The sequence below is a fragment of the Paenibacillus sp. VCA1 genome (genome assembly GCF_031583795.1).
Lineage (GTDB): Bacteria > Bacillota > Bacilli > Paenibacillales > Paenibacillaceae > Paenibacillus_AQ > Paenibacillus_AQ albilobatus.
Window position 1 is genome coordinate 1 of record NZ_JAVLSX010000020.1, and the last position, 26,866, is coordinate 26,866.

Genomic DNA, 26,866 nt, shown 5'->3' on the forward strand with positions numbered 1-26,866 from the left:
CAAACTCCTGCCTTAATATTCGAGAGGTCACTCCTTTCACTTTTGCCATAACATCTGATGGAGAATCGGTGGGAAGACCGTTCAGGAACAGATGGACATGATCGGGCATCACTTCCATCGCCACAATCATCCAGTTATTCTGATGGCATATTTCAGCTAATAGCTCCTTGAATCGAATTTCCACTTGTTTTACTAACACTTTTCTTCGGTAACGAGGGCAGAAAACAAAATGATAATTAATGAGAGATACTGTTGTAGCTGTACGTCTATATTCTTGTCCCATAAAACAATGGTATCAGTTTAATCATACAGCTACAACAATTAAACAAAAAGAAAAGCACACACGCACACGTGCTATGTGTTTGCCCTTCCCATCTCATGAAGGGATGTTCTGGCAAAGCCGTCTTTCATCCCACGATTAAAACCGTGGGCTTTCAGTTGGCAATTACTGTAATGACGGAAATAGCGCCACAAGCGAAAGTTCTGCCTGGAGGTCGCTTGATAAAGTGAACGCAACGACATTTGCGCCGGGCGACAAAATTTTGTTTAAAGCCGGGGGAAGCTGGAACGGCAGGCTGTGGCCAAAAGGTTCAGGCGAAAACGGTAATCCGATCGTCATCGACATGTACGGTTCAGGCGGCAAGCCGTTAATCGCCGGCGTGACGTCGGAGCTGGAAGCCGCCTTTTTGAAGAACAGCAGTATTGGGAAATCAACAATCTCGAAGTGACGAACCGTTCGCCGCTGCCTTTCGACAGGGATTGGCAGAATCCGCGGGGCCAGCGGAGAGGCGTCTATATTTTGAATGAGGAAGCAGGCATATTAAATCATATTTATATCAAAAATTTGACGCTGCTTAACCAATAGAAGCTATTTCTCTGAGATTAAATGAAGCGATAGCGCCGGTTTCTGCGGATACTGGCGCTATTCGCATTTAAACAAAATTCAACGCGCATTTGGAATGATACTCGGCCAACTCTTTGGCGAATGTCTGATCCGGAAAACCTCTGTGCAGCAGCTTCAATCCACCTGAGGTTAGCGAGATATGATGGAGGAAGCGGTAGAACCGCATTCGGTCTTCATCGAGCGAATCATTTTTCAAATACCGGTAGAACTCCCCGAACCTGAACGCCATAAAACTATGCTCATGTTCAATATCAAAAAACATCGCCCCCTCGATATCGATCAAGTAGGGTTCCAGTCGGTCATTTACCAAAACATGATCAGGCCCCAGTTCCCCGTGAATAAAACCGTATTCCGTCCGGGGCGTCAGTTTGGATTCGAGCTCATGCATCGTATCGAGCAGTTTGTCATGGTTCGCTCTAATGCTCTCAATATGGCGTGAAGCATAGGATAGTTGTTCTTTGGCATTTTCCATTTGAATTTGCTGACATGCTGCCGTGCTGGCGCCGAAATGATTCAGTTTCCCAAAGGTTTGCCTTTTGTCGGCATGCATGGCGGCAATCATTTCACCCAACCTTTGAAACACTTGATCTTGAACCCGTGAATCTGCATTGCGGAAATAGTCTTCCGCCTTTTTTCCTTCAATATATTCAACCAGTGCATAATCAAAAGGATAACGGTTCCTTTCTTTATTCAAATCATAGAGAGAGGGCGTACGAATGCCTTTTTGCGTCAAATATCGGTTGTTGATTTTAAAAAGATCGCTGCCATAGGATTGTACGCTTGAATTTTTACGTACCGTTTCTTCTTGAAAATAACTCATGGCAAGATCCCACACGTACAAAACGCAGGAAAATCCATTGCTGCAGTCGATTTTGTAGACGACCTTTTGCGCGCCGCCATGCATCCGCGACACGTTGGCAACGACATAGCCGGTACCAAAAACATCGCGTATATAACTCTGTAAATCCGTCTGATTAAGGTGACAAGTCCCATCCATTGAACAACACTCCTAAACAAAAGTTTTTGCCGGCTACCCCATCGTAGATAAAATCCGGCCGAAAATATAGACTTTTTCTTTCCGGGTTGGTATGATGTTGAATAAGGTGTCGATAAAATCAGCCGTTCAAAGCCTCTGGATTTCATTCCTTAGGCTTTTTGTTTGTGCACCTTCCATGGGCGGCGGCCATCATAAGACCATTTCACAAAGAAACGAGGATGAATCATTGAAAGCTTTGAAGTCCGTATTATTTGTTTTGTTCAGTTGTCTGCTGCTTTTGACCGGTTGCGGAGTGAGCGAGATCCAGCAGAGCCAACAACCGGGCCAGCAATCGAACCGCCAATCGAGCCAACAGCCGGCTCAAAAGCCGGCTCAAAAGCCGTCCCAACAGCAAAAGCATCAGCAGCAGTCGGAACGTTTAACGACGTTTGAAGGCGTTGCGGATTACATCAAGGAACACCATAAACTTCCCGATAATTTCATTACGAAAAAAGAAGCGGAAAAGCTCGGCTGGGACGCGCAAGCGGGAAATTTGCAAAAAGTTGCGCCGGGGAAAAGCATTGGCGGCGATATTTTCCGGAACCGAGAAAAGAAATTGCCCGATAAAAAGGGGAGAATCTGGTATGAAGCGGATATCAATTATAAATCCGGGCATCGGGGAAAAGACCGCATTCTATTCTCCAACGACGGTTTAATATACAAGACGGAAGATCACTACAACACGTTTGAACAAATCAAGTAGTCATTGGAGGATCATAAAAAATGCGTACGTTCATTTTAGATGGCGGGAACATCGATAATATCGGTCAACTGCATGCCGTCCTCAAGGAAGGATTGGCATTGCCCGATCTTTACGGCGGCAATTTGGACGCGTTATGGGATTGTCTTACGGGTTGGGTCGACATGCCGCTTACCGTTCGCTGGGTCCGTTTTGAGGAAAGCGAAAAGAAGCTGGGGGAATACGGCCGGTCCCTGCTGCAGTTGTTCCGGGATGCGGAAGAAGAAATCGAAGGTTTTCGACTGGAACTCGAGTAATCTTCGGCAATCCTGTTTAGTTACATACATTTGAAAAGCCTGATCGGTCAGGCTTTTTTATTTCGGCGGAAAGGGCATTTCCGAACCGAATGTTTTTCCCGAACCGCGGTCTCCGCGGTTTTTTTATTTTGGAGACTCGAGCTGTTGTTCGTGGTCGCGTACCGCACTTACAGTCAATGCGGGGATTGATAATGATCTTGACAATGATTATTTTGTCGTATACATTTGTATACAATGAACATGATGTATGCAAAAGTATACAAGTTGAAGGAGGAAACGAAGATGCGTGAAGGCAGACATGAGCATAAAGGACGTCACGGGCATATGGAGCATCGGGAAGGCAGAGGTCACGGACATGAGGACAAAAAGACGCGTTTTCATAGTGCACAGACCTTCCGCCGGGGGAGAGCGGTTGCATTTCTTGAGAGGCTGAACGTGAAACGCTCGACTTTGGCGAGCCAGCTCGAACAGCCGGAATACGAGTCCATCAAGCAGGTAATCAGCGGGGAGCTCAAAGCGACCGATGCGATCATTCAGGAGTTTATCCATACGTTCGAGCTTTTTGAAGTTTTTACTGAAAGCGAAGAAAAAGAGGAGAAACCGGATGGCGAGGAAAAGAAAGATGACAAAAACTGAAGCGGAAAGAAACGTTTGTCCGGGTCCAGACCGAGCAGTTTTTAAGACGGTCTTGACATATCCTGACGCTGCTGAAAGCAGGGGGGAATGGAATGTGGAAGCTTAAAACCTTTTTGAAGCCGTATGGGCTGTGGTGCATTCTCGCGCCGCTGTTGATGGTGGTCGAGGTATTCATGGATTTGCTGCAGCCGACGCTGATGGCGAGCATAGTGGATGAAGGCCTCATGAAAAACGATTTACATCATATCGTTTCGACCGGCCTGATCATGGTTGGCGTGGCGTTGACCGGGGTAATCGGAGGCGTGGGCTGTACCGTGTTTTCAAGCATCGCCTCGCAAAATTTCGGCAACGATTTGCGGATTCGGCTCTTCGAGCATATTCAATCGTTCTCGAATCGGAATTTGGACCGGCTCAAGACGGGATCGCTCATTACCCGGTTAACGAATGATGTCGTGCAGCTTCAGACGTTTGTGCAAATGATTTTACGGTCATTCGTGCGTTCCCCACTGCTCTTGATCGGCAGCTTGATCATGGCGATCCGGATCAGTCCATCGCTCACGTTGATCCTGCTGGTCGCCGTTCCGCTCCTTTTTATCCTTTTGTATGTACTCATCCGGCTCTCTTTTCCTTTGTTCGCGAAAATGCAGTCAAAACTGGATGCCGTCAACGTGGTTCTTCAGGAAAATTTGGCGGGAATCCGCGTGATCAAGGCATTCGTTCGGGCGAGGCAGGAACAGCAGCGTTTTCATGACGCGAACACCGATTATACCCGGACGGCGATCAGGGCGAACCGGCTTATGGCGCTGAATCTACCGCTTATGATGTTGATTCTGAATGCGAGCATCGTTGCCGTCCTTTGGTTTGGGGGAGCGCAGACCTGGAACAACGGGTTTCCCGTCGGGAATTTGGCGGCGTTTATCAATTACGCTACCCAGCTGTTGATGTCGATGATGATGATGAGCAATATGCTTACCTTTGTGTCCCGGGCTAAAGTGTCGGCGGATCGGGTCAACGAAGTGTTCGCTGCGACAAGCGATATTACCGAAGATTCAGACGCCCTACATGACGGCATTCATGCAGGGAGAGTCGAATTCCACAACGTAGCGTTCGCCTATGACAAGGACGACGAAAATCTGGTTTTGGAAAATATCAGCTTTGTTGCCGAACCGGGAAAAACGACGGCCATTCTTGGCGCCACCGGCACGGGCAAGTCCACGCTCGTTAGTCTTATACCGCGGCTGTATGACGTTTCAAGCGGCGCGATTACGATCGACGGCACTGATATTCGCCGGATGAGCCTGGAACATCTTCGCAGCCGGATCGGGTTCGTCATGCAGCACACCATCCTGTTCAGCGGCACCATACGGGACAATATCCGCTTCGGCTGTCCGGACGCCAGCGACGAGGAAGTGGAGAAAGCGGCTATGATCGCAGAGGCTCACGGTTTTATTTCGGAGCTTCCGCAAGGGTATGACACCGTGCTCGGCCAGCGCGGGATCAATCTCTCCGGCGGGCAGAAGCAGCGGCTTGCGATCGCGAGGGCACTGCTCATCCGGCCAACAATTCTTATCATGGACGACAGCACCAGCGCACTGGATGCAGCGACCGAATCCCGGGTCAGGCAGCTGTTGAAAACGGAGATGCGGAGCAGCACCAACCTTTTGATTGCTCAACGCGTGTCATCCGTTATTGACGCCGACCTCATCCTGATTTTGGAAAACGGTCGAATCGTGGCCCAGGGCACCCATGAAGAGCTCATACGGAACAGCGAAATATACCAAGACATTTTGCACTCGCAGCTGAACGGAGAGGAGGCGCCTTATGTCTAGTCTACATAACCGAACGCCGATGCCGATCCCTGGCCGACCAGGCGGTATTGGGGGCGGACCGCCGGGCACAGGGCCTGGACGGGGACAAGTGCCGAAGGTTCGAGCCAAAAACCGCGGCGCTACAATTCGGCGCATCTGGTCGTATTTGAATCGCCAGCGGGCAGGACTTATTACGGTATACGTGTTTACCGTATTAAACGCGGTTGTATCACTAATCGGGCCGTACTTGATCGGAAAAGCGATCGATAAGGCGGTGATTCCCGGCGATTTTAGCGGGCTTGTCCGGTTTTGTCTGCTTCTTCTGGGAATTTATGTGCTTGGAAGCGTGATCGCTTGGGTGCAGGCGTACGTCATGACGGCCGTTTCGCAAAAAACCGTGTTTGAGCTGCGGCGCGACCTGTTCGCCAAATACCATCAGCTGCCCGTGCAGTTTTTTGACACGCATGCAAACGGGGAACTGATGAGCCGGGCAACAAACGACATCGATAATGTCGCAAACACGCTGAATCAAAGCGTAACGCAGCTGATAAACAGCTTGATCACGCTCAGCGGTTCGCTCGTTATTATGCTGATGCTGAACATCCCCCTGACGGTTGTCGCAATGGTGACCGTCCCGCTCGTACTGCTGGCAAGCCGGAAAATTTCCGGATTCAGCCGGGTTTATTTTAAAAACCAGCAGCGGCATTTGGGCGAGCTTAACGGCTTTATCGAAGAGACGGTAAGCGGCTTGAAGGTGGTCAAACAATACCGGAGGGAAAAGACCGAAGCCAAACGGTTCCGCAAACTCAGCGGCGAGCTGAACAAATACGGCATCAAGGCGCAGATCGTTTCCGGGCTTGTCGGCCCGGTCATGAACATGATCAACAACCTCAACTTTGCGCTGATCGCCGGCGTCGGCGGTTGGATGGCATTTCATGGCATGGCCACGGTCGGGGTCATCGTCAGCTTCCTGAACTATTCGAGGCAATTCGGCCGCCCGATTTCCGAGCTTGCCAACCAGTACAATTTGATCCAGTCGGCGATCGCCGGAGCGGAGCGCGTTTTTGAAGTCATGGATATGGGGTCCGAATATGATGATGCACAGAAGCATGTCAAACTTTCGCGGCTACGTGGAGAGGTCGTTTTTCAGGAAGTATCCTTCGGTTATAAGCAGGATTCGCCTATACTTAGGGGTGTGAGCTTCCAAGCGAATCCGGGCGAGAAAATCGCCCTTGTCGGACCAACTGGCGCGGGAAAAACGACGATCGTCAACCTGCTGACCCGGTTTTATGAAATCAGTGAAGGCACGGTGCTAATAGACGGTGTGGACATCCGTGAAATGGACAAAAACGAACTTCGCGGCCAGCTTGGCATGGTGCTTCAAGACGCGCATGTATTTTCCGGGACCATCCGGGAAAATATCCGGTTTGGCCGCCTCGATGCGACCGACCAAGAAGTCGAAGAGGCGGCAAAGCTTGCCAATGCCGACGGGTTCATCGCCAGGCTTTCGCATGGCTATGACACGATGCTCGGCGCGGAAGGCGGCAGTTTAAGCCATGGACAGCGCCAACTGCTAACCATCGCGCGGGCGATCCTCGCCGATCCGGCGATCTTGATCCTGGACGAAGCAACCAGCAGCGTGGACACGCGTACCGAAATGCATATCCAGCAGGCCATGAAAACGCTGATGAAAGGACGCACCAGCTTCGTCATCGCCCATAGGCTCAGCACGATTCAGGACGCGGACCGTATTCTCGTAATCCAAAATGGGCGGATTGCCGAGCAGGGCAGTCATGATGATCTGCTGAAACTGCAGGGCGTATACTATGAGCTGTATAACAGCCAGTTCAAACGGGCGATTTGATGTTACGAGCTGTTTCATTATTAGTTCGACCTGGTTCTCAGTTGAGGTTCTATATAAGCTTTGTAAATTGTCTATACTCTGTACAGCACTAATGATCTAGTATTGGCCGTCCGCTTTAGCGGGCGGTTTTTTGTTGGTTTATGTAATCGTTGATAGTAGTGTGGTTGAAGTTCAAAACGTTGAAAGCGGGTTTTTTAAGTTTGGTCTTTAATAACAATGTTATATATCACGAATATCGCAAAGCTCTTTCATGGAGGAAGTATAGTGAAATTCGTAGAATAAGAGTTATCAGAAATTGGGGAAACGATATAAAAAACAACTTAAAGGAGTAATGTACATGGCGAAGACCTCTTTGGAAATGGTAGAAGAATTCAAATCCTTTATTGATTTTGTACAAGAGTTAAAAACTATAGATGAGGAACATTGGAATAGTCCCATTTCAGAAGGGAAATGGTCATTGAAAGATGTTATAAGTCACATCATGCTTTGGGACAAATATTTTTATGAGGAAGGCATAGAGAAGATCAAGCTTGGTCAATCCGTGACTGTAAGGCATTTGAACTTTGATGAATTCAACGCCAATGCAAGGGAGTATGCAAAGAGTCAAACAAGAGATTCTATCATTAACCAATTCTTTGAATGCAGAAACAAGATCATTGATGATATCACCGGATTACCAGAGGAAGATTATATAAAGGAATATAAAGACGGAGACAGGAAAAAGTTTTCGATTAGGGGATATTTAAGAGGATTTATTTCCCACGATAAACACCATAAAAAACAAATTGAAAAGTACGTAAAGTCAATACAATAAAGTGTAAGCGAATTCAGGGATAGCCCCAACATCTTATAACACTGTGTCCCAGCTTCGCGTCTGTCGCCGTTTGGTCTGCTTGAAGGATTTCAAGGAAGCAGATTCAGGCAGACACATCAATTCAAAGATATAAGAGCTATCTAAGGAGAATCGACGTCAGGAACACAACAACGTTATCAGAAATTCCTTGAAGAGCGATAAAAAAGGAGGATTTGTTTTTATGTCTTGGAAACAAGCTTTAAAGACATTTTATGAACTCTACTCAGAATCTAATCTAACAAATGAATGGATTATTGTCGGATCAGTTGGATCTGTACTGCAGAAAGCGATAATGAACCCAAATGATTTAGATATATATGTTCAGAACATGGATGATGTTAAAGAATTAGCTCAACTACTGAATGAATTCAACTTAAAGACTAAATTTAATCTTTCTTATTTTGATGTAGACTGGCTTTCCTCTAATGAGGAACCATACTTTACCCAAACTTTTCCTTCTGGATTTACTTGGACTAAAGGTAAATGGAAGATTCATGATTTTACTGTGGAAGTGGTTCAAATATCAAATTCAGCTGGAATACCCGATTCGGTTGAAGGTGAAGGGATATGGGAAGGTGGTAAATATATTTGGGAGTTAAAGAAGTACGTTGAATTTGAGAACTATGAAATACCAGTCGTTCCACTTGAGATACAATTGGAATCAAATATTAGAAGAAATAGACAAGATCGAACCGATGCAATTTTGAATGCATTAATATCAAATGGTTATGACAAAGAATTATTGGGAAAAGCATTGTCAAATGCAAATAGAGAAAAGTTTAAAGAATTGTTTTAGCATTTCGAGGAATCTGAATCAGTCTGACAACCCAGCGAAGCTAACCGCGTCGCGGCCACTCCCGTTGGTCGCTTAAGTCGGCGAGGGTTCGTGAATACCGGTACGGTATGTGAAATTCTATCAAGTGCTAATAAAAAACCAAAATAAGATACAATTAAATCAAATTCAATACGTTTGGGGGAATCAAACGTGAAGTGGGATGAAGCAAGAGAAATCTACCCAACGCCACATTAGCGGTTTATCATGAACTAATTTCCCGTTAGCGTATTGAAAATCACTGGCAATGAAACGCAGTTTAGTGCTTCAAACTTTCCTACTGGTTTTGAGATGTTAGATCCCCTTACTTTTCTTTTTTCTTTATTCTTGCGCCCACTATAATGAAGGCGGAATAGATTAAGATGGCAATCGAATCGATTAATGTATTCGTAAGTGCCGAAGCATCATAATTTGCCGTTACACCGAGAATGACCATCAGACGAATGAGTAGAAGCGACACGAAAATCCACGCAGCAAACCGGATCTTCGATTTTTCGCTTTGAAATGACAGGATAATGAATACTATGCCGAAAGCCAGATTCTCAGCGGTGATAATGTGCCAGATATACGTAAATGTTATCCGTGTATTCAAGGCTATATCATTAACCAAGAGCGTCGGCAGTACAACGGATTGCCCGTTCCAAGCGTGCGTAACAGCAAAAAGTATTGCCAGGACGCCAGCAATCAAACAATAATAATTCTTAATTTTGATGTCCATCACAATCCCCCTTAGTTATTTCAGGTTCCTTCTTCTGAAGATCTCGGTAAATCTCCCGAACGAACACTGCCAGCTGCTGGTCGCTTTCATGGTTAAAGTCCCTTAGCGTTTCAATTGCTACGTCGAGTAACCGGCTGACCTTTTCAAGATGTTCGATTTTCTTGAGTGTTTCTGCCTTTTTGGTACCAAGGAATTCAGCGACCTCCTCACAATAAGCAGGATCTACACTCTGCATTCTGTGGAACCGAAACTTCCCCTTGATTTCTTCTAGAGAAAAATCCGCATACTGCATGATTTGAATATTCATCAAATCGACGATGTCGTCCCTAGAATACTTGCGATAAGAATTGTGTCCCCGAGACGGCGTTACGATTCCAATACGGTCATAATACCGCAGTGTATCCTTCGGGATACCAAGCATTCGTGAAACCTCTTTTATAGAATATAGTTTTTCCATATATTCAGATTAGCATTGGAGTCAACTCCAATGTCAATCGTTTTTTGTGTCATTTTTGCATACCGTATTCATGCAACTATAGGCGAAATTATCATCGGAGAAGGGAGGGCACATAAAACAAAAAAACAATATCAATCGTTGAAGATCTGTGGCACGACTACCAATATGCAAACAAGAGCAGTATATTTTAAAGAAGAGATCAATAAGGAGTTCTTATCAAAAAGATACGAAAGAATGGCATTTATATCCGAATTTTTGACTCAGCATCTTAGGGGACCAGGCCGAGTATGCAAAAAATTTCATAGTTGGCAAAGGAACTTACTTGGTTGCTTATCATAGGGAAGGTTATACTTAATATTAATGAAGCCTATCTTAGGCTGCTTGGTTATGCCGGGCATTATAACTTACAGCTTGAATCGAACAAAAAAGTGGTGGTTGAATTGGGGTAACCGTTAAAGATTTGCTGCAGCTGCCTTCATTTAGAGGAGCTCAGGTAGTCACTGGAACAAACAGACTTCATCAGACCGTTTCCTCTTTATCTGTTTTAGAGGTGGCGGACGTCAATTTCTTTTCGCAAATTATTCAGACCGTTCAAGAAGAGTGGTATGCCGAAGAGCTGGTCATCAGCTCTTTTTATTCCATTAGGGATAGCGTGGAGCAGCAATGCAAAACGGTTCAATATCTGCATGACCTGGGTGAAGTGGGACTGATTCTGTACTATGTCGGCATTGTGATGCCGGACATCGCAGATGAAGTGCTCGAGCTGGCCGAATCCCTGAATTTTATTATCATCTGCATGCCGAGAAACGACTACTCTCTCCGGTATAACGAGGTCATCTATGAAGTCATGGAGGCAATCGTCAGCAATCAGAATGTGAATGAGCATTTCGTGAATGAATCATTGGAAAAGGTGTCGCTGCTGCCGGAGCATTTGCGGAGCGTGGAAATTACCCTTAAACTGCTGTCGGACCGGATGAAAGCAAACATCGTGCTGACAAACGGCAACCTGGATATCATCAATCGGGTCATGTGGCCGCGCAACTCATCGCTCGATGTGGCGGATTTGATCCGGTCAATAGCGCCTTCCATTTTGAACGGCAGAATGGGGCAAGGCGAGCTGGATTCGTCCTGCTTTGTTGAATACAAACGTGTTCAGCAAAAAAACGGGGAGATCCTTTACCTGTTTCTCATTAAAGAGAATACGAAGCTGCCTCCGAAGACGATGGATCAAATCAGCGAGGTGGTGCAGGTGGCTATCAATTTGTGGGGAGACAAGCATAACGAGGTCAGCGAATACGCTTTGGTCAAAGCGATCGTGAACGACGAAAGCGAAAAAATGCGCAGATTGGCCCATTTGCTTCACATCGACGTATCCGCCATCCAAATGATGTGGCTTGTTTACATTCAGGATTTGTCGGAGGAAAAAAGGATTAGGGAAGACTTGAAATCCTATCTCTCCCAATATTATAAAACGGCCGTCATTCAAACGATCGATCACTGCGTTGTCGTTTTGTTGGGGAATTGTTCCTATAAATACAATGAGTTTGAAATCGCAGCGGACTACATTGAAAACACGGGTCTCATCGCTGAAATATCAAGCATCGTGTATTCCCCGAGAATGAGGAACACGCAGGACGTACGGCGGATGTATCAACTCGTCAACGGCGTAGAAAAAGAAGTTCACCGCATTTATCATCACCGCAAACTGTATACCTCGGCGGAAATCCGAAACATGAAACGGGCCATAGACCTCAGTAAACAAGGGGAAGAGATCACGGAAGAATGCTTGTCCGTCATGGAGCCAATTATGGACGACCCTGACGCATTGAAAACCCTGATGACCTTTCTTCTGGATGCGAAGGGGAATATGGATGAGTGCAGCAAGCTGTTGTTCGTCCACAAAAATACCGTAAAATATCGCATCAAAAAAATATGCGAGCTGATCGGCTACGATGTCACCGTCAATTCGGAATCGTACGATGTGTATACCGCATGCATGGTTTACCGACTTATCCATACCTGAAAAAATCCCGAGGTTTTGTCGAATCAGACAAAAACATCGGGATTTTTTTTGTTTTCTGAAAAAGACGCTGCCCTGCTTCATCTTTTACAATTACATAGAATGAATTAAAGAAACTACATCTTTCACACGGGAATATCCTGTGAATCAGGGAATGAAAGCTTTATTTCATTCTATAAAAGAAAAATGATTCGAACGAACAAACGTGAGGAGGGGTCACATGAAATCCGCTAAAAAATATCAATCCTGGTTCAGTCTAGGGATCATCTGGGCCGGCGCGGTCATCAGCATCCCGAGTCTGTTGGTGGGAAATACGCTGATTACAGGCATGGGCTTATCGAAAGCGCTGCTCGTCACGTTGGTTGGTTACTCCATCATTGTATTGCTTATGATTTTGCAGGGCATTCAAAGCACGGAGCTGGGGAGACCGACGGTTCAGGTCGCGGGTCAGGTGTTCGGCAAAAAAGGATCGCGGACGATTTTATCGATCATTCTGGCCATTGCGTGCCTCGGATGGTTTGGCATCCAGGCGAATGTGTGCGGTGCGGCCTTGGCCAACCTGCTGGTCGTGACCGGAATGGACATGCCGGTGCCGCTGGCATCCCTCATCTGTGGCCTCGTGATGGTGGTTTCGGCCGTCTATGGGATTAAAGTGCTGCGGGTGATCAGCTATATTGCCGTTCCTTTATTGGTCGGGATCAGCATCTATGGTCTGATCAAAGCTTTGACCGGCGATTCACTGCAGCTGATTCAGCATTATAAACCTGCGGGAGCGATGAGCTTTACGGACGGACTGGCGGTAACGCTGGGCTCGTTTGCCTTGGGCGCGGTTGTTGCGGGGGACTACTCGCAATTTTCGAGAAAACGTTCCGATGTCCTGAAAGCAGCGCTTTTTGGAATCATTCCGGCAGGTTTGCTGATGATCGGCGCAGGAGCTGTCCTGACGATCGCTTACCAGACCAGCGATATTACGGCAACCTTTTTGAGCATTACGACCCCGTTTATTGGCGGCGTGGTTCTGATTCTGGCTACCTGGAAGACGAACCTCGTGAACGCCATTTCAGGCGGAATTGCCTTGATTAATGTATTCAACGTATCGAAGCAAAAAGAAAAATGGGCCGTCGGCATCGCGGGAACCATTGGGACCGTATTGGCCGTCGTCGGCATCCTCAACTATTTTACGCCGATCATGTCCATCCTGTCGGCCATGATTCCGCCGGTCGCAGGCGTGATGATCGCTGCTTACTGGGTGCTTGGCAAAGGGGATAAGAGCCGCTGGCAAGAGGTGGAAGGCGTAAATACGCTGGGCGTCATTTCCTGGCTTGTGGGCGCGGTGATTGCTTGTACCCCTGTCGTGTTATCCTTGTTCCCGGGCTTGCCGCAGCTGCCGAATCAGCCGCTGATCGGGATTGTCATTTCTTTTGCCTCATATTATGCCGGCTATCGTTTAACGTCGCAGAAAACTGTCATATTGGAGGAATCGTAAATGAGATATATAGATCAAGCCGCCGTTGAAAACATCGCCGTCGGGGCTGCATTTCTGGGAACCGGCGGAGGGGGAGACCCTTACATCGGCAAATTGATGGCTCTCTCGGCCATTGATAAATATGGTCCTGTAAAACTATACTCGGTCGACGAAGTTCAGGATGAAGACTTTTTCATTCCCGCGGCGATGATGGGAGCACCTTCCGTATTGGTGGAGAAGTTCCCTAAAGGGGACGAGTTTGTGAAGGTGTTTCAAAAATTAGCGAATTACTTGGGTAAAGAACAGATTGCCGGCACGTTTCCGATGGAAGCGGGGGGCGTCAACTCCATGATTCCCATCGTCGTTGCGGCGCAGCTGGGGTTGCCCTTGATCGACTGCGACGGTATGGGACGGGCGTTCCCGGAGCTGCAAATGGTGACGTTCAACCTGGACGGCATTCCGGCGACGCCGATGGCGATCACGGATGAGAAAGGGAACATCGGCATTTTTGAGACCATCGATAATCAATGGACGGAGCGGCTGGCAAGAGTGGCTACGGTAGAAATGGGAGCCAGTGCTCTAGTCAGCCTGTACCCGGCGACGGGGGCCCAAATCAAGGAAAGCGGCGTTCACCATATCGTGACCCTGTCCGAACAGATCGGAGCAATCATTACATCGAAAAACCGGGATGCCAAGGACAAGCTCCAAGAACTGCTGAAGCTCGTGTCCGGTTATGAGCTTTTCCAAGGGAAAATCGTGGACGTTATCCGCGAAACCAAAGGCGGGTTTAACCTTGGCCGGATGCATCTCGAAGGCATTGAAGCGTTTAAAGGCGGGGAGATGAAGGTTCATTTTCAAAACGAAAACCTGGTTGCTGAGTTGAACGGTCAAGTAGCAGCGATCACTCCCGATTTGATCTGTCTGGTCGATTACGAAACCTTGTTGCCCGTAACTACAGAAAGCCTGAAATACGGGAAACGCGTACGGGTGATCGGACTGCCGGCCCACGAAAAGTGGAGAACGGAAAAAGGGATCCAGACGGCAGGCCCTAGGTATTTCGGATATGATTACGATTATGTTCCGATCGAGGAACTGGTAAAAAAGGCGGTGGCTGAGAATGTATAGAATCGGAATCGATGTAGGCGGCACCAATACGGATGCCATCATCCTGGACGAGAATCATCATTTGATTCATGCGGTGAAATCACCAACAAGCTTGGATATTAAAACGGGCATCGAAACTTCTCTCCGCAAGTTGCTGCAGGAAGCGGACATCGATAAAACCCAAATTACGCATGCCATGTTAGGAACGACGCAGTGTACCAATGCGATTGTGGAGCGTAAAAAGCTGGCCCAAGTCGGCGTCATTCGTCTGGGTTACCCGGCAACGGCTTCCGTAGCCCCGTACACGTCATGGCCAAAGGACATGGTGGAGAAGCTGTCGGGTCGATATGCTCTCGTCCACGGCGGATACGAATACGACGGCCAGGTGCTTGGTGAAGTGGATGAAGCCGAGATCAAAGCACTTTTAGAAAAATGGTGCGGCGGCGTGGAGTCCATCGCGGTGATCGGCGTGTTTTCTTCTATTAAAAACGACCAGGAGCTTCAGATTCGCGATCTCATCCATCGCGTGTATGGACCGGAATTCCCTGTATCCTGTTCTTCATTGATCGGTTCGGTCGGTTTGATCGAACGGGAAAATGCGACCATACTCAATGCGGCATTGTGCAAAGTCATTAAAACGACGACCGAGGGCTTTGTACAAGCGTTGGAAGAAGAAGGCATCTCGGACGCAGCCGTGTTTTTATGCCAAAATGACGGAACCTTAATGTCGATAGATTACGCCAAGCAGTTTCCGATTCTGACCATTGCCTGCGGGCCAACGAACAGTATCCGCGGGGCTTCCTATTTAGCGAAGATCAAGGATACGATGGTTCTCGACGTAGGCGGGACGACATCGGACATCGGGGTATTGCAGGACGGCTTCCCGAGAGAATCCTCGGTTGCGGTCGAGGTTGGCGATATCCGCACCAATTTCCGCATGCCGGATATTATCTCCGTCGGGCTGGGCGGCGGAAGCATTGTGCGCTCGGAGAACGGCAAAATTACGGTTGGCCCTGATAGCGTAGGCTACAAGATTGGACAAGAAGCGCTGGTCTTTGGCGGGAATACGCTGACTACGACAGACATTGCCGTTCGGCTGGGGCTCGCGGATGTCGGGGATAAGAACTTGGTGGCGCATCTGGATGAAGACTTCGCTAAAAACGTGCAAGCTGAAATTGCAACCATCATTGAGCAGGCCATTGATAAAATGAAGACATCGTCGGGAGACGTTGAGCTTGTTTTGGTAGGCGGTGGCAGTGTCGTTATACCGGACACGATTCGCGGGGTATCCCGTATGATTAAGCCCGAGAACGGGGGCGTAGCCAACGCCATTGGCGCGTGTATTGCTCAAATCAGTGGACAATATGAGCAGATATACATCTATTCCACAGAGCCCCGCGAGGAATCGTTAAGAGATGCACGTGAAAAAGCCGTAAACCAGGCGGTGCTGGCCGGCGCTGATCCGGCTACGGTGGAGCTCGTGGAAGTGGAAGAAACCCCACTGGCTTATCATCCGGGAAATGCGACGAGACTGAGAGTGAAAGTCGTAGGAAACATGAAGTAGAAGAGAGGCTTCACATGAGTTTATCACAACTTGTGTGAGGCTTTTTTTGTTATCGGTGAGGTGCAAGGTGATGAGGGGAAAGCATGAGCGGCGAAGCGGATGAAGAGGCGATTTGAATGTTTGATCAATGAACTAAGTTGCAGAGAACAAATATGAGAGATTCCGATGAGGTCATTGACATCAGTTAACATAATATTCACGCTGCGGGGCTTACATCCCTTGGTCGTCGATGTATAATAATGGAAGATAACTTGGAAGACACGCGAGCCGACCAAGATAGGAGTTATACAAGCCAGTTTGCGTCGAGAATACGGATGATTAGGCGGAATTTCGCAAAGAACGGAGTGAATGTATGGTCACGGTAGTAGATGTTACCTCGGAAAATATTGAGGAAAAGGGTTTCTTCTGCATGAGAAGTAAATCGAAGACACAAGGCTATAAAAGAAAGCAATCATGGCTGCTCGATAGATTCCAAGAGGGACTCAGATTGAAAATCATTGAAGATGACGGGTACCCGAGAGGTTTTATCGAATATATACCTATTGAATATACCTGGCGTGGGATACAGGGATCTAATTACATGGCTATACATTGTTTGTGGATTGTCGGGAAAGGAAAAGGGAAGGGATATGGATCTCGCCTATTGTCGGAGTGTATTGCAGATGCACGATCAAGTAACATGTCCGGTGTTGCTATGGTAACCAGTTCGAAAACTTGGCTAACGGATACAGATTTTTTTGTCAGACATGGTTTTGAGTTAGTTGATTCTGCTCCACCACACTTTGAGTTAGTCGTAAAACGTTTTGACGATCAGTCTTGCCCTGTTTTTAATCATGGATGGGATGAAAGAGCAGGTAAATTCAAAGATGGAATTACCATTTTGAAATCTGATCAATGCCCTTACATTTACGATGCTATCAATACGATTATTGAAGTAGCTGAAGAGAGAGGTATAAGATCGCAAGTAGTTGAGTTGAGTAATTCAATGGAAGCACAGTTTGCACCATCCCCCTACGGAGTCTTTAATGTCATCTATAACGGCAAATTACTTACATATCATCCAGTTACCAAACGGGAATTAATTAAAATGCTTGAGGAAGCATAGTCAACGAAATGCGAATCATCACCTAACAATGCATTTACGCATTGCAGCCCTTCAGATTCCAGGTCCGCAAGAGAAATTTCGGGGAAGTGAATTCAAGCGGACAACCCTGCACCGGCTAAGTTCAACGGACCCGGCACATTCGCGCCTTAAGCCAGTGATGGTTCGTGAATACAAGAACGTTATAAGAAATAATCATCGCAAAGGAAAATGATAACTTCTTTATGAATCAATTCAATGGATTGATTGGAAACTTATGGAGGAAGATATTTGAAGAAACGAATACATATTTTTGGAGCCTCTGGTTCGGGTGCCACGACCTTGGGGAAAGAACTCTCATTGCATCTTCCACATCATATTTTGGATGGAGATGATTATTTCTGGATAAAGAAATTTACCCATCAACGCGAGCCTCAATTGAGGTTCCAACTGTTAACAAATGATTTAAAACTTTGTGAACAATGGATCCTAACTGGTGCCGTTTGCGGCTGGGGAGATGAATTAAAGCCTTTATTTGATTTGGTTATTTTCCTTTCAGTACCTAGTGATGTTAGATTACAAAGACTAAAGGAAAGAGAATATGTAAGGTACGGTAAAGAGATATTGCCTAATGGAAATCTATACGAACAATCTAAAGCATTTTTGGAATGGGCTTCTCTTTATGATACAGGAGGATTAAATGTAAGAAGTTACGCCTTACATGAACATTGGATGTCTGACTTGGAATGTCCAATATTAAGAATTGAAGGAAACCATACCGTGAAAGAACGTATAGAAATCGTTCTTGAGTATTTAAAGAATTGCGATAATGATGGGAGAATTTGAATGTAGTCCAAAGAAGGCCATAACATCTTATAACAACTTACTCATGTTGCAGGGCTATCGCCCCTTGGTTGTCAGATGTATAATCGTGGAAGAAGCTCAGACAACAAACGCCCCAGCCTAAGATAAGAGCTATCTAAGGCTGGGGCGTTTCGTGAATACAAGAACATTATAAGAAATCCCCGCAAAATATTTAAAAACAGCAATTATGAGGTACTGGAAAGATGAATAATAAGATACAAAGAGGCTATATGGAATTCACGCAAAGAAATATATTAAAGGAATCAGAAGGAGTATACAATCTATAACACCATTGTTCGTGCATCGGGCATTCGCCCTCGGTCTGGCACGAAGTTAGATGTGGTTTCTGAGAGGCATTTCAGCAGCAGGAAAGCGGAATCAGCCGGACACACCCGCACCACCTAACCGAATCGTGATCACCCTTTCGGGGTTTAAATCGGTGGGATGTCGTGAACACAATAACGTTAGATGAAACCGTTACAATGATAATAAAAACTTAAAGGATCTGCTTGTATGCCACGACTTATTGGTAATCGAGTAATTTTAAGAGAGTATCGCAAGGAAGACTTGAAGTTTATGAGACAATGGTGTAATGATCCGGAAATCGTTGATAATTTATCGGATATATTTTTATTTCAGCATACTGTAAATGGAACAGAACAATATCTAAATTCAATTCTTGAAGGGAATACAGAGCAGAAAGGGTTTGTAATTGCACACAAGGATACTTCAAAGGAGTAGGGTTTAATGCTCTATATATTTAGCGGGTTGCCAGGCACCGGTAAAACCACGTTATCATCTGCTTTAGCTAGAGAACTAAAGGCTGCGTATCTCCGAGTCGATGTCGTTGAGCAGGCTATGCGGGATTCCGGAAAGAGCATTAAAGGACCTGAAGGTTACATCGTTTGTTATGCAATTGCATCGCAGAATCTTCACTTGGGCTTAGACGTTATTGCAGATACGGTCAATCCCATCGAAATAACGCGTCAGGCTTGGCGTAACGTTGCCGATTCTAATGATACTCCATATGTGGAAATTGAAGTGGTCTGCTCTGATGATCGTGAACACAGACATCGAGTCGAAACGCGTGCTGCCGATATTCAAGGCTTTGTTTTACCGACGTGGGAGCAGGTCAGGAATCGACAGTACGATGTTTGGGACCGGGATCATATTGTCATCGACACGGCTCATCAAACCGTGGAAGAAAGCTTACTGACATTACGTAAACAGTTGGAACAGTGGCGTAGAAAATAGTCAGTTAAATTAAAAGGAAATGATAAAAGTATGGAAGCATTTAATTACAGGTGCAAGTGAATCAGGAGAAACTACTATTATCCCTGAACTTCTTAAACAATGTGCTGAATGCATGACACTGGATTTGAACGCAATTATGGTCCGTTAAATGAATGGGCGTTAAACTAAAAATGTTTGGATCCATATAGGCGAAATTCCTGAAAGACATAATTCATAGAACCTTCTTGGAGAGCTATTATGATATATCTTTGCTTATCACTACTGTTAACTTTTTCTTACAAGCTAGTAGAAGTAGCCATTAGAACGACTCCTTGCAGGAGGGGTGGTAAATATACTGTATTATTCTGGGCTTTAATCATAGTAACGATCACCCCACTATTTAATAATAACTATACCTTTAAAATGCCGGTTGTTTATGGTAATGCAATACCACTGTTTGTTATGCTTATCATAATTAATGTGATCGCAGCGCGCTTTTCCGGCTATAATCCAATTGGGAAATACAACATTATAAATTTTGCAATAACATTTCCGGTTATAGAAGAGATAATCTTTAGGGGATTGATATTACCGATCACGGAGTCCTTCATTGTTCCATCTAAAATAATGGATGTTTTATATATGCCAATAACAATTCCAGTAATCATTACTGCCGGTCTGTTCGCAATCTGTCATTTGCAATACTACAAATTATCAGCCGAAAGTATTCGATTTATGATTTTTGCATTTTTAGGAGGGATATTTGTTGGGAGCCATGACAGTGATGATAAAATCTATATTGTTTTCGCTTATATTACATATTATATTTAATTCATTTTCAATTCTCTTTTCAAAAAGAATATTAAAGATATAGATTGTGGTTTGCTCGTCGGGAAAGTATACGATTGGCAATGGAGCCGTCCCATTGTCCGCTAGAAGCTATTGGCAGGGGAGCGAGTCTTGGACAAGCATTGAGGATAAGTGGCAGAGCCCCCCGGTGCCTTCGTCGCCATAAGCTTCCGGAGCCGTAGATCCAAGAACGTTACCGGAAATCATTTCGCGTAATAGTTTTGATGAGTTGGTTAGAGTTCTGTATTTCACAAATGATAAGTAAGCTTAGATGAATAACTTTTTAATACATAACGGTTATCAAAAGGCAGCAGAGCACTGTAGAAAGAAAGCCGAAACGGCAGGGGGAGTTGCGAAATGTTTCGAGCCCCGGAATCCTTCCGAGAAGATCAATTACGCTCGCTTTGGGTTTTAGTTAGATTAAACTCTTTGTTCAAGTGAGGTGGATTTGAAAATTATGAAGGCCAATCTAGATCAGCGTATTCCCTATGCCGTTTTCGAGAATGAAATTCAATTACCGATCCTCGATATTACTCATCCTCTTTTCAAAGCAAGCATTGATGAACAGGCTTACCATTTGAGCTGTCTCAAATCAGCCCGGAGCATTGAATCATTAAAGAAGATGCCTGGCTTTATCCGGAACATTTTTGTGAAAATGTCGAACGTTGACAATTCCTATCTAGGCGGCATGCGTACGTTGCTGTACAAACTTGGTCCTGACTTAAGCCGGGGCATAAAATTAGGATTCCGGGACAAGTGGGCGGTGAAGCAAACCTCTTTCATGGGACTTCGGATCAGGTTGAGGGATCTTTGCCGGATCCAGTCGAAAATTTTGCTGGCCCAACTCAAGGATTTCCCCGAACGGAACCTTTGTTTCTACAATATTGCCGGGGGGCCCGCTCCCGACAGTATCAACACTCTAATTCTAATTCAGGAATCGGACCCGGAATTGCTCAAGGGACGGAAGATTGAAATCAACATTTTAGATATCGATACCTACGGCCCCAATTTCGCAAAACGGTGCATCGATGTTTTGAAGCAGCCGGGGGAACGGTTTCATGGCCTGGACATTACCCTCAACATGATTCATTATGACTGGAGCGGGCCGGAGGCACTACTGCAAATGAGTTTGGAACGATCCGGCTGGATTCAACTCTGTTCATCGGAGGGCGGGCTTTTTGAGTACGGTTCGGACTCGGACATCATTGAAAATTTAAACCATTTCTATACCAACTCCCCGGCGGACGCCCGTGTGACAGGCTCCTTAATTTTTGATCGGGCGCATGTCAATCCCGGCTACCTGGGTTTTACGGAGTTTATTGGAGTGCAAATCCGCTATCTTGGGCTGGAGGGGTTGCAGCGAATCTTAACCCAAACCTCGTGGGTTTTAGAAGAATTCCATGAAATTGATACGATCTATATTCTGTTTTCATTGAAGAAAGCGTGATTGAAGTCAAGAATAATATTGACCAACATGGCTGTCATTGTATGAGAAGCATACAAAATCATTCCGGGCCTCGTAAAAATCAAATTTCAGGAGAGTGGCCTCGATGAAAATTAATGCAGTGTTGTTTGATTTTGATGGAACGCTGGCCGACACACTTCCCATTTGTTTTTATTCATTCCAAAAAGTATTTAATAAATATGATCATAGAGACTTATCCGTACAAGAAATCATTTCGATGTTTGGCCCATCAGAGACAGGAATAATTCAACAAAACCTAAAAAGTAAAGATCGAATAAACGAAGCAATGGAGGATTATTACTTTTACTATGAGAATGAACATAAGAACTTTGTAAGCAAGAACCACGAAGTCGATGAATTAATTCATCGATTACATAGTAAAGGGATTAAGACAGGAATCGTTACAGGCAAGGCACGAAGAAGTTATGAAATATCGATAAAGCATCTTTTTTCAAAAGATTTATTTAAGGTCTCAATAACCGGCGATGATGTAGTTGACCCAAAACCGCATCCAGAGGGTATTTTAAAAGCCATGAATGCATTGGGCTGCTCACCAGCGGAAACTTTGTTTGTGGGGGATAGTAACGCAGATATCGAAGCCGGAAAAAGAGCAAACGTACAAACCGTAGGAGTAAACTGGTTGAAGAATTCACATGGAAGCGAATTTTTAATCAAACCGGATTACGTATACGCACACATACATGATTTTGTGAAGAAGTTATTCGTAGATGACGGGGCGATCATATAAGGGGGGCGTCGTGAATACAAGAACGTTAGCTGAAATCTGACGGAACAATTATTTAAATCATTTTTTAGGAGGAGGAAAAAATGAAAGCCAAAAAGGATAACAATATAACTAAAAAACTGACTGGACAAGAACAAGTAGAAAAATTTCTAAGCGAACTTAATCATCCATTAAAGCCTGAAATTGAATATGTAAGAAGCATCATTCGAGAAGCTAATGACCAGCTGTCAGAACACATTAAGTGGAATGCGCCGAGCTATTTTATTCATGGTGACGATCGGATAACTTTTAACTTGCATGGCAAAGAAGGGTTTCGGCTCATTTTTCATTGTGGTTCGAAAGTTACCGAGCATGCTAAAGGAAAACCTCTCTTTGAAGACTCAACAGAGCTCTTGGAATGGTTGGCCGGGGATCGGGCTGCAATTAGATTCAGGTCATTAGATGAAATAGAACTAAAAAAGGAAAGCCTAAAGCAAGTTGTAAATAAGTGGATTGATGTGACGAAAGACATTTAGGATGCAGCACATCAGAGTGCCCAAAGAACAGCCGTATGGAATGGTTGCTGTGTTTAAAAACCTATATGGAAACCTATGGGATTTGTTGCAGTTGAACGAAGACCATCCAGTCCGGCAACGAATGAAATAAAATCGGTTCATTGAAAATAAATACGATTCCGCCGCAACATGTCATCCGCATGAAGAATAGGCTGCCCGTAAAGCAGCCTTTTTTCTATGATCAAGAAAATGAAGCATATCATTTTTTTTGAATCAGATAGGATTTGCCGAAGCATTCAACGAATGTATACAAAATAATAAATCTACCCAAAGGGAAGGGGAAAATGGATCATGTCGACATCAAAAGGAGATTTTCTTTCGGTTCTATCTGCACCGGCAAGAAGGGCGCTCGAAAATAATGGAATCACCTCATTGAAAAAATTGTCTGAATACAGCGAAAAAGAAATTTTGAAGTTTCACGGCATGGGGCCGGCATCGATGCCTAAACTTCGGGCTGCATTGGCGGAAGAGGGGCTTTCATTCAAAAACTGACGTGAACCGCGAAGCCGGTAGGTATGGGGTAGTTAATTAAATCATGTAAAAAAACTCTTCGGCAGTGGCAGCCTTCTCTTTGACCCCTAATTCAAACGTATCCTGGCGAAGGCCGCGGCGCATCGCTTCCAGGGCAAAAACTTCGCCGGGCGGGATATTCCCCAAATGCACGTTGGATCCGAATTTACGGAGGAACATCGCTTGTTGCTGCTTGAGCGGCGCTTCCCAAATCAGCCGGTTTGGTTCCGGCACAAACTCCATGATATCGTCGATCACTTTTTCCTTGCAATCGCCATTATTGTCGAACACGCCGACGCCGACGCCCGATTCGCGGGCTTCCACCGTCAAAAATTCGGCGCCTGCAGCCAAATCGGATTCCATCGTTTCCGCAAGTCTGGCGGCATCGATCAGGGAGCCGGACAACTTTTTCCCATATTCCGTCAATACCCGAAGACCGAGCTGTTTTCCTTCCTTGATCAGCTCCGTACGTTTATTGCGGGGAAGCTCGATCGTCCCGTCGGACACTTCGACGGCGTTGAAGCCGAGGCTGCATATCGTTTTGAAAAAGCCCGAAACCTGATCCTGCTGCACGGCCGTTTCAAGCAGAGTTCCGCCCGGCATGACCATGATTCCGTTTTGCTTGGCCAGATGGATCTTGTGCATCAAAATTTCCGTTTTATAAAGCGGGGCCGTTCCAAAACCGAATTTAATGCAGCTGATGTAATCCGAGGCGGTTTCGATCAGGTCGGAAAACGCGTTTCTGCCCAAACCTTTGTCAATGACCATCGTGATGCCGTGGTTTGCGTCCCCTACATTTTCCCGGCTACTTCTCTCCGTTTCGGAATGTTCGCGCAGCCCGCTCGGGTCGCATAACTCCATGGGCCAAACTGCACGCAGGGAATTGTTCATTCAGGATCTCCTCAATTCTGTTGGAATTGTCGTTTCATCGAAATGACACTGGTATATTATGCGCATGAAGGACGGCAGGTGCCCATCCCAATCCATGAATGAACAGCCGGATCAGCCGACCTTCCGGGGAGGTTTAATCAAGAAGAACACGCATCCCAAAGTAATCAAAGAGAGAGAAGACACCGTAATAAACACCACTTTATCGGATTTGTCCATCATCCACCCGAATAATGGAGGGCCAATGGCTACCCCTAAAAACCGCAAGCTGTTGTAAAGGGACGTGATCATGCCGCGCTCGCTTTTTTCGACTGCGCCGGTAATGATCGTATTCAAGCAAGGAAGGAGTAAGCCTGTCCCAATGCTGCTGATCGTCAGCAAGCCGATGAACACGTAAATGTTTTTCAGGAAAAAGAGGGTAGCGGCCAGTGAAACGGTCATCGCCAGCAACCCGATATTCATCAGCAAGCGGATCAGCAGGCCTTTTTTCTTGATCACGCTGCCGGTCGTGTAGGAGGTAATAACCATCCCCAGCAGCGGAATGGCCAGAATCAACCCCTTTAAGACGCCGTCGATATGGTATGGCTTGTCTTCGAGGATGTTGGATAAATAAAAAAGCACGCCGAATAAAATAAAAAGCCCCAGCGAGCCGGCAAAAAAAGAAGTGACGAGCCACCGGCCTTTTTCTTTGAAAATGTCCTTGATTTTGCCGAGGTACTGCTTCAATTCCTGTTTCTGGCTGCGCTTTCGTTCCTTGATCAAAAAAATGACTGCAACCAGCGATAACGCGCAGAACACGGGAAACGCGAAAAATGAGGCGTACCAAACAATCAACATCAGCAATGAACCGATAATCGGGCTGAGTACTTTGCCTGCGCCGTTGGATGCTTCGATGAGGCCAAGCGCCTTGCTTTCCGTCCCGCCTTCATACAAATCGCCGACGAGTGCCATGGCTATGGGAGCGGTTCCGGCAGCGGCAAAACCTTGAATCGCTCTTGCGATGATAATAACGGTATAGGAGTCCCAAATCGCACCGAAACCGGCGAGGATACCGGCTGCACCGTAGATGATCAGCGCAGGAATGATGACGACCTTGCGTCCGAACCGATCCGACAAATACCCGATCAGCGGGATGAACAAACCTGCCGCCAAGGAAAAAATGGAAATGATCAAGCTGCTTTGAAATTTGCTGATGCCAAGCTCCTTTTGCATTTGGGGAAGCCCCGGAACCAGCATGGAGTTGCCGAAAACGAGCACGATCGGAATGGTGGCAAGCGCGATGAACTCCCATATTTGCCCCTTGGAGCCGCCGGCTTGGGATTGCTTCGCTTCCGATTTTTCGTTTTCGATGCTCTCATCTAAAGACAAGTCGATATCGCTTTCGAAGCTGATGTTCAGTTTGCGTGATTTTGTCTTTTCCATGATTCCGCTCCTCGGACCGTATTTTCACAAAAGCTCGCGCCATCCCGGTTAGTATTGCCGCATGCGAATATTAACATTCCATGCAAGGATGCGGCCAAAAATAAATCACCTCTTCTCCATAGGCAAATATACTGGTTGTATTAAGACACTTCGGTACAGTTTGGTGAAAGGGGATGTCACATGCCTATTCGGATTGTTCAAGGACACAAGCATGCCCTGGAAGCTTCGCATATCAATGTTGTCATTGACGTGATCCGGGCTTTTACCGTGGCGCACTACGCGTTTCGGCGCGGTCTAAGGGGAATCGTGCTGGCAGGTACGGTAGACGAGGCTCTCCTCCTGAAAAAACGCAATCCCGCGTTTCTGTTGGCCGGAGAGATCCGGGGATTGCCGATCCCGGGGTTCGAGCTCGACAATTCGCCGGCACGATTGCAAACTTTCGATTTCGAAGGAAAATATATGATCCAAAAGACGACAAACGGCGTCGCCGCGACTTTAAACGCATTACATGCGGAGCATGTTTTCGTTACGGGTTTTACCAATGCCAGAACGACGGCGGAGTTCATCAAGCGGAACCTACGGAAATATGATGACATGACGATCCATTTGATCGCCTCGCATCCGACGGGAGATGACGATTTGGCTTGCGCGCAGTATATATCGGGGATTCTGGAAGGTGCAAACCCGATATCCGCAGAGTGCACGATAAAACGGATCCGCGGGTCGGAAGCGGCGCAGAAATTTTATGATCGGGAGCAGCCGGAATTTTTAAAAGAAGACATCTCCTGTTGCGTTCAGGAACTGCCTTCGGATTTCGTCATGAAAGTACGGGTGGTCGGCGGCGCGCCCATTATCGAAAAGGTCCCGGCCGGGGGTGGCGGGATATAAGGAAGCCCGAACTCGGGCTTTTTGCATTTTCGGCAGCCGGAGGGATTCTTATTTTTTATGGCAAAACAAAACGTTATTCCGGCGCGGAGGAAATGGGCTTTGTCATTCGG

At 46.1% G+C, this 26,866-nt stretch carries 27 protein-coding genes and 2 pseudogenes; 23 read left to right on the forward strand and 6 right to left on the reverse strand.

All coding sequences use genetic code 11. The features are described 5' to 3' along the window. On the reverse strand, nt 1-283 hold a 283-nt coding region (tnpA, locus tag RJP21_RS28505; protein WP_310862228.1), incomplete at its 3' end, for an IS200/IS605 family transposase. A 223-nt stretch (nt 284-506) separates the two neighbouring features. On the opposite strand from tnpA, the gene RJP21_RS28510 reads away from it, so the two are divergent. Further along, nucleotides 507-728 (forward strand): hypothetical protein, encoded by a 222-nt coding sequence (locus RJP21_RS28510; protein ID WP_310862229.1) that lies wholly within the window; start codon nt 507-509, stop codon nt 726-728. 204 nt (nt 729-932) lie between these two features. On the opposite strand, the gene RJP21_RS28515 is transcribed toward RJP21_RS28510, so the two are convergent. Continuing rightward, nucleotides 933-1,856, reverse strand: a complete 924-nt coding sequence (locus RJP21_RS28515; protein WP_310862282.1) for an aminoglycoside phosphotransferase family protein — start codon at nt 1,854-1,856, stop codon at nt 933-935. A gap of 271 nt (nt 1,857-2,127) precedes the next feature. Between RJP21_RS28515 and RJP21_RS28520 the strand changes: the two genes are divergently transcribed. From RJP21_RS28520 to RJP21_RS28550, 7 genes are all read left to right on the forward strand, one after another. Continuing rightward, on the forward strand, nt 2,128-2,643 hold the full coding sequence (locus RJP21_RS28520; protein ID WP_310862230.1) for a ribonuclease: 516 nt from the start codon (nt 2,128-2,130) through the stop codon (nt 2,641-2,643). 20 nt (nt 2,644-2,663) lie between these two features. Continuing rightward, the gene (locus RJP21_RS28525) at nt 2,664-2,936 is read left to right on the forward strand and encodes a barstar family protein (RefSeq protein ID WP_310862231.1); all 273 of its coding nucleotides are present in this window, start codon (nt 2,664-2,666) and stop codon (nt 2,934-2,936) included. A gap of 282 nt (nt 2,937-3,218) precedes the next feature. Beyond that, complete coding sequence (locus RJP21_RS28530; protein ID WP_310862232.1) at nt 3,219-3,572, forward strand: hypothetical protein; 354 nt, start codon at nt 3,219-3,221, stop codon at nt 3,570-3,572. Between the two features lie 92 nt (nt 3,573-3,664). Further along, nucleotides 3,665-5,401: an ABC transporter ATP-binding protein gene (locus tag RJP21_RS28535; protein ID WP_310862233.1), complete on the forward strand. Its 1,737-nt coding sequence runs from the start codon at nt 3,665-3,667 to the stop codon at nt 5,399-5,401. Further along, nucleotides 5,394-7,244 (forward strand): ABC transporter ATP-binding protein, encoded by a 1,851-nt coding sequence (locus RJP21_RS28540; protein WP_310862234.1) that lies wholly within the window; start codon nt 5,394-5,396, stop codon nt 7,242-7,244. The genes RJP21_RS28535 and RJP21_RS28540 overlap by 8 nt, the downstream gene beginning before the upstream one ends. 337 nt (nt 7,245-7,581) lie before the next feature. After that, nucleotides 7,582-8,058: a DinB family protein gene (locus RJP21_RS28545; protein ID WP_310862235.1), complete on the forward strand. Its 477-nt coding sequence runs from the start codon at nt 7,582-7,584 to the stop codon at nt 8,056-8,058. A gap of 220 nt (nt 8,059-8,278) precedes the next feature. Continuing rightward, the gene (locus RJP21_RS28550) at nt 8,279-8,893 is read left to right on the forward strand and encodes a nucleotidyltransferase family protein (protein ID WP_310862236.1); all 615 of its coding nucleotides are present in this window, start codon (nt 8,279-8,281) and stop codon (nt 8,891-8,893) included. Nucleotides 8,894-9,233: 340 nt separating this feature from the next. On the opposite strand, the gene RJP21_RS28555 is transcribed toward RJP21_RS28550, so the two are convergent. Together RJP21_RS28555 and RJP21_RS28560 are read right to left on the reverse strand one after the other, a co-directional pair. Continuing rightward, a complete protein-coding gene (locus RJP21_RS28555; RefSeq protein ID WP_310862237.1) occupies nt 9,234-9,647 on the reverse strand; it encodes a hypothetical protein in 414 nt (137 codons plus the stop codon). Further along, a complete protein-coding gene (locus tag RJP21_RS28560; RefSeq protein WP_310862238.1) occupies nt 9,631-10,104 on the reverse strand; it encodes a MerR family transcriptional regulator in 474 nt (157 codons plus the stop codon). The genes RJP21_RS28555 and RJP21_RS28560 overlap by 17 nt, the downstream gene beginning before the upstream one ends. 460 nt (nt 10,105-10,564) lie before the next feature. On the opposite strand from RJP21_RS28560, the gene RJP21_RS28565 reads away from it, so the two are divergent. The 14 genes and pseudogenes from RJP21_RS28565 to RJP21_RS28630 form a co-directional block, all read left to right on the forward strand. Then, on the forward strand, nt 10,565-12,127 hold the full coding sequence (locus tag RJP21_RS28565; RefSeq protein ID WP_310862239.1) for a PucR family transcriptional regulator: 1,563 nt from the start codon (nt 10,565-10,567) through the stop codon (nt 12,125-12,127). A gap of 217 nt (nt 12,128-12,344) precedes the next feature. Continuing rightward, nucleotides 12,345-13,610: a cytosine permease gene (locus tag RJP21_RS28570; protein ID WP_310862240.1), complete on the forward strand. Its 1,266-nt coding sequence runs from the start codon at nt 12,345-12,347 to the stop codon at nt 13,608-13,610. Continuing rightward, nucleotides 13,611-14,714, forward strand: coding sequence for an S-methyl thiohydantoin desulfurase family protein (locus RJP21_RS28575; protein WP_310862241.1), 1,104 nt, complete (start codon nt 13,611-13,613; stop codon nt 14,712-14,714). Then, entirely contained in the window at nt 14,707-16,257 is a 1,551-nt protein-coding gene (locus tag RJP21_RS28580) for a hydantoinase/oxoprolinase family protein (protein WP_310862242.1), read from the forward strand. Before RJP21_RS28575 ends, RJP21_RS28580 begins: the two co-directional genes overlap by 8 nt. A gap of 352 nt (nt 16,258-16,609) precedes the next feature. Further along, on the forward strand, nt 16,610-17,362 hold the full coding sequence (locus tag RJP21_RS28585) for a GNAT family N-acetyltransferase (RefSeq protein WP_310862243.1): 753 nt from the start codon (nt 16,610-16,612) through the stop codon (nt 17,360-17,362). Nucleotides 17,363-17,629: 267 nt separating this feature from the next. Further along, nucleotides 17,630-18,184 (forward strand): AAA family ATPase, encoded by a 555-nt coding sequence (locus RJP21_RS28590; RefSeq protein WP_310862244.1) that lies wholly within the window; start codon nt 17,630-17,632, stop codon nt 18,182-18,184. A 531-nt stretch (nt 18,185-18,715) separates the two neighbouring features. Then, entirely contained in the window at nt 18,716-18,943 is a 228-nt protein-coding gene (locus RJP21_RS28595; RefSeq protein WP_310862245.1) for a GNAT family N-acetyltransferase, read from the forward strand. Nucleotides 18,944-18,949: 6 nt separating this feature from the next. Beyond that, entirely contained in the window at nt 18,950-19,456 is a 507-nt protein-coding gene (locus tag RJP21_RS28600) for a P-loop nucleotide/nucleoside kinase family protein (RefSeq protein ID WP_310862246.1), read from the forward strand. 237 nt (nt 19,457-19,693) lie between these two features. Further along, entirely contained in the window at nt 19,694-20,266 is a 573-nt protein-coding gene (locus RJP21_RS28605; protein ID WP_310862247.1) for a CPBP family glutamic-type intramembrane protease, read from the forward strand. A 475-nt stretch (nt 20,267-20,741) separates the two neighbouring features. Beyond that, a complete protein-coding gene (locus RJP21_RS28610) occupies nt 20,742-21,731 on the forward strand; it encodes a hypothetical protein (protein ID WP_310862248.1) in 990 nt (329 codons plus the stop codon). Between the two features lie 103 nt (nt 21,732-21,834). Then, a complete protein-coding gene (locus tag RJP21_RS28615; RefSeq protein ID WP_310862249.1) occupies nt 21,835-22,497 on the forward strand; it encodes an HAD family hydrolase in 663 nt (220 codons plus the stop codon). Between the two features lie 80 nt (nt 22,498-22,577). After that, complete coding sequence (locus tag RJP21_RS28620; protein ID WP_310862250.1) at nt 22,578-23,009, forward strand: DUF1801 domain-containing protein; 432 nt, start codon at nt 22,578-22,580, stop codon at nt 23,007-23,009. Between the two features lie 13 nt (nt 23,010-23,022). Continuing rightward, nucleotides 23,023-23,139 (forward strand): annotated as a pseudogene (locus tag RJP21_RS28625) (VOC family protein); the annotation flags it as partial. A gap of 221 nt (nt 23,140-23,360) precedes the next feature. Further along, nucleotides 23,361-23,540 (forward strand): annotated as a pseudogene (locus RJP21_RS28630) (DNA-directed RNA polymerase subunit alpha C-terminal domain-containing protein); the annotation flags it as partial. 36 nt (nt 23,541-23,576) lie between these two features. Here the strand turns inward: RJP21_RS28630 and comA are convergent. Together comA and RJP21_RS28640 are read right to left on the reverse strand one after the other, a co-directional pair. Further along, the gene (comA, locus tag RJP21_RS28635; protein ID WP_310862251.1) at nt 23,577-24,449 is read right to left on the reverse strand and encodes a phosphosulfolactate synthase; all 873 of its coding nucleotides are present in this window, start codon (nt 24,447-24,449) and stop codon (nt 23,577-23,579) included. A gap of 111 nt (nt 24,450-24,560) precedes the next feature. Next, nucleotides 24,561-25,868: an MFS transporter gene (locus RJP21_RS28640; RefSeq protein ID WP_310862252.1), complete on the reverse strand. Its 1,308-nt coding sequence runs from the start codon at nt 25,866-25,868 to the stop codon at nt 24,561-24,563. Nucleotides 25,869-26,048: 180 nt separating this feature from the next. Here RJP21_RS28640 and RJP21_RS28645 point away from each other — a divergent pair, with 180 nt between their 5' ends. Beyond that, nucleotides 26,049-26,756: a 2-phosphosulfolactate phosphatase gene (locus RJP21_RS28645; RefSeq protein ID WP_310862253.1), complete on the forward strand. Its 708-nt coding sequence runs from the start codon at nt 26,049-26,051 to the stop codon at nt 26,754-26,756. Nucleotides 26,757-26,866 lie beyond the last annotated feature (110 nt).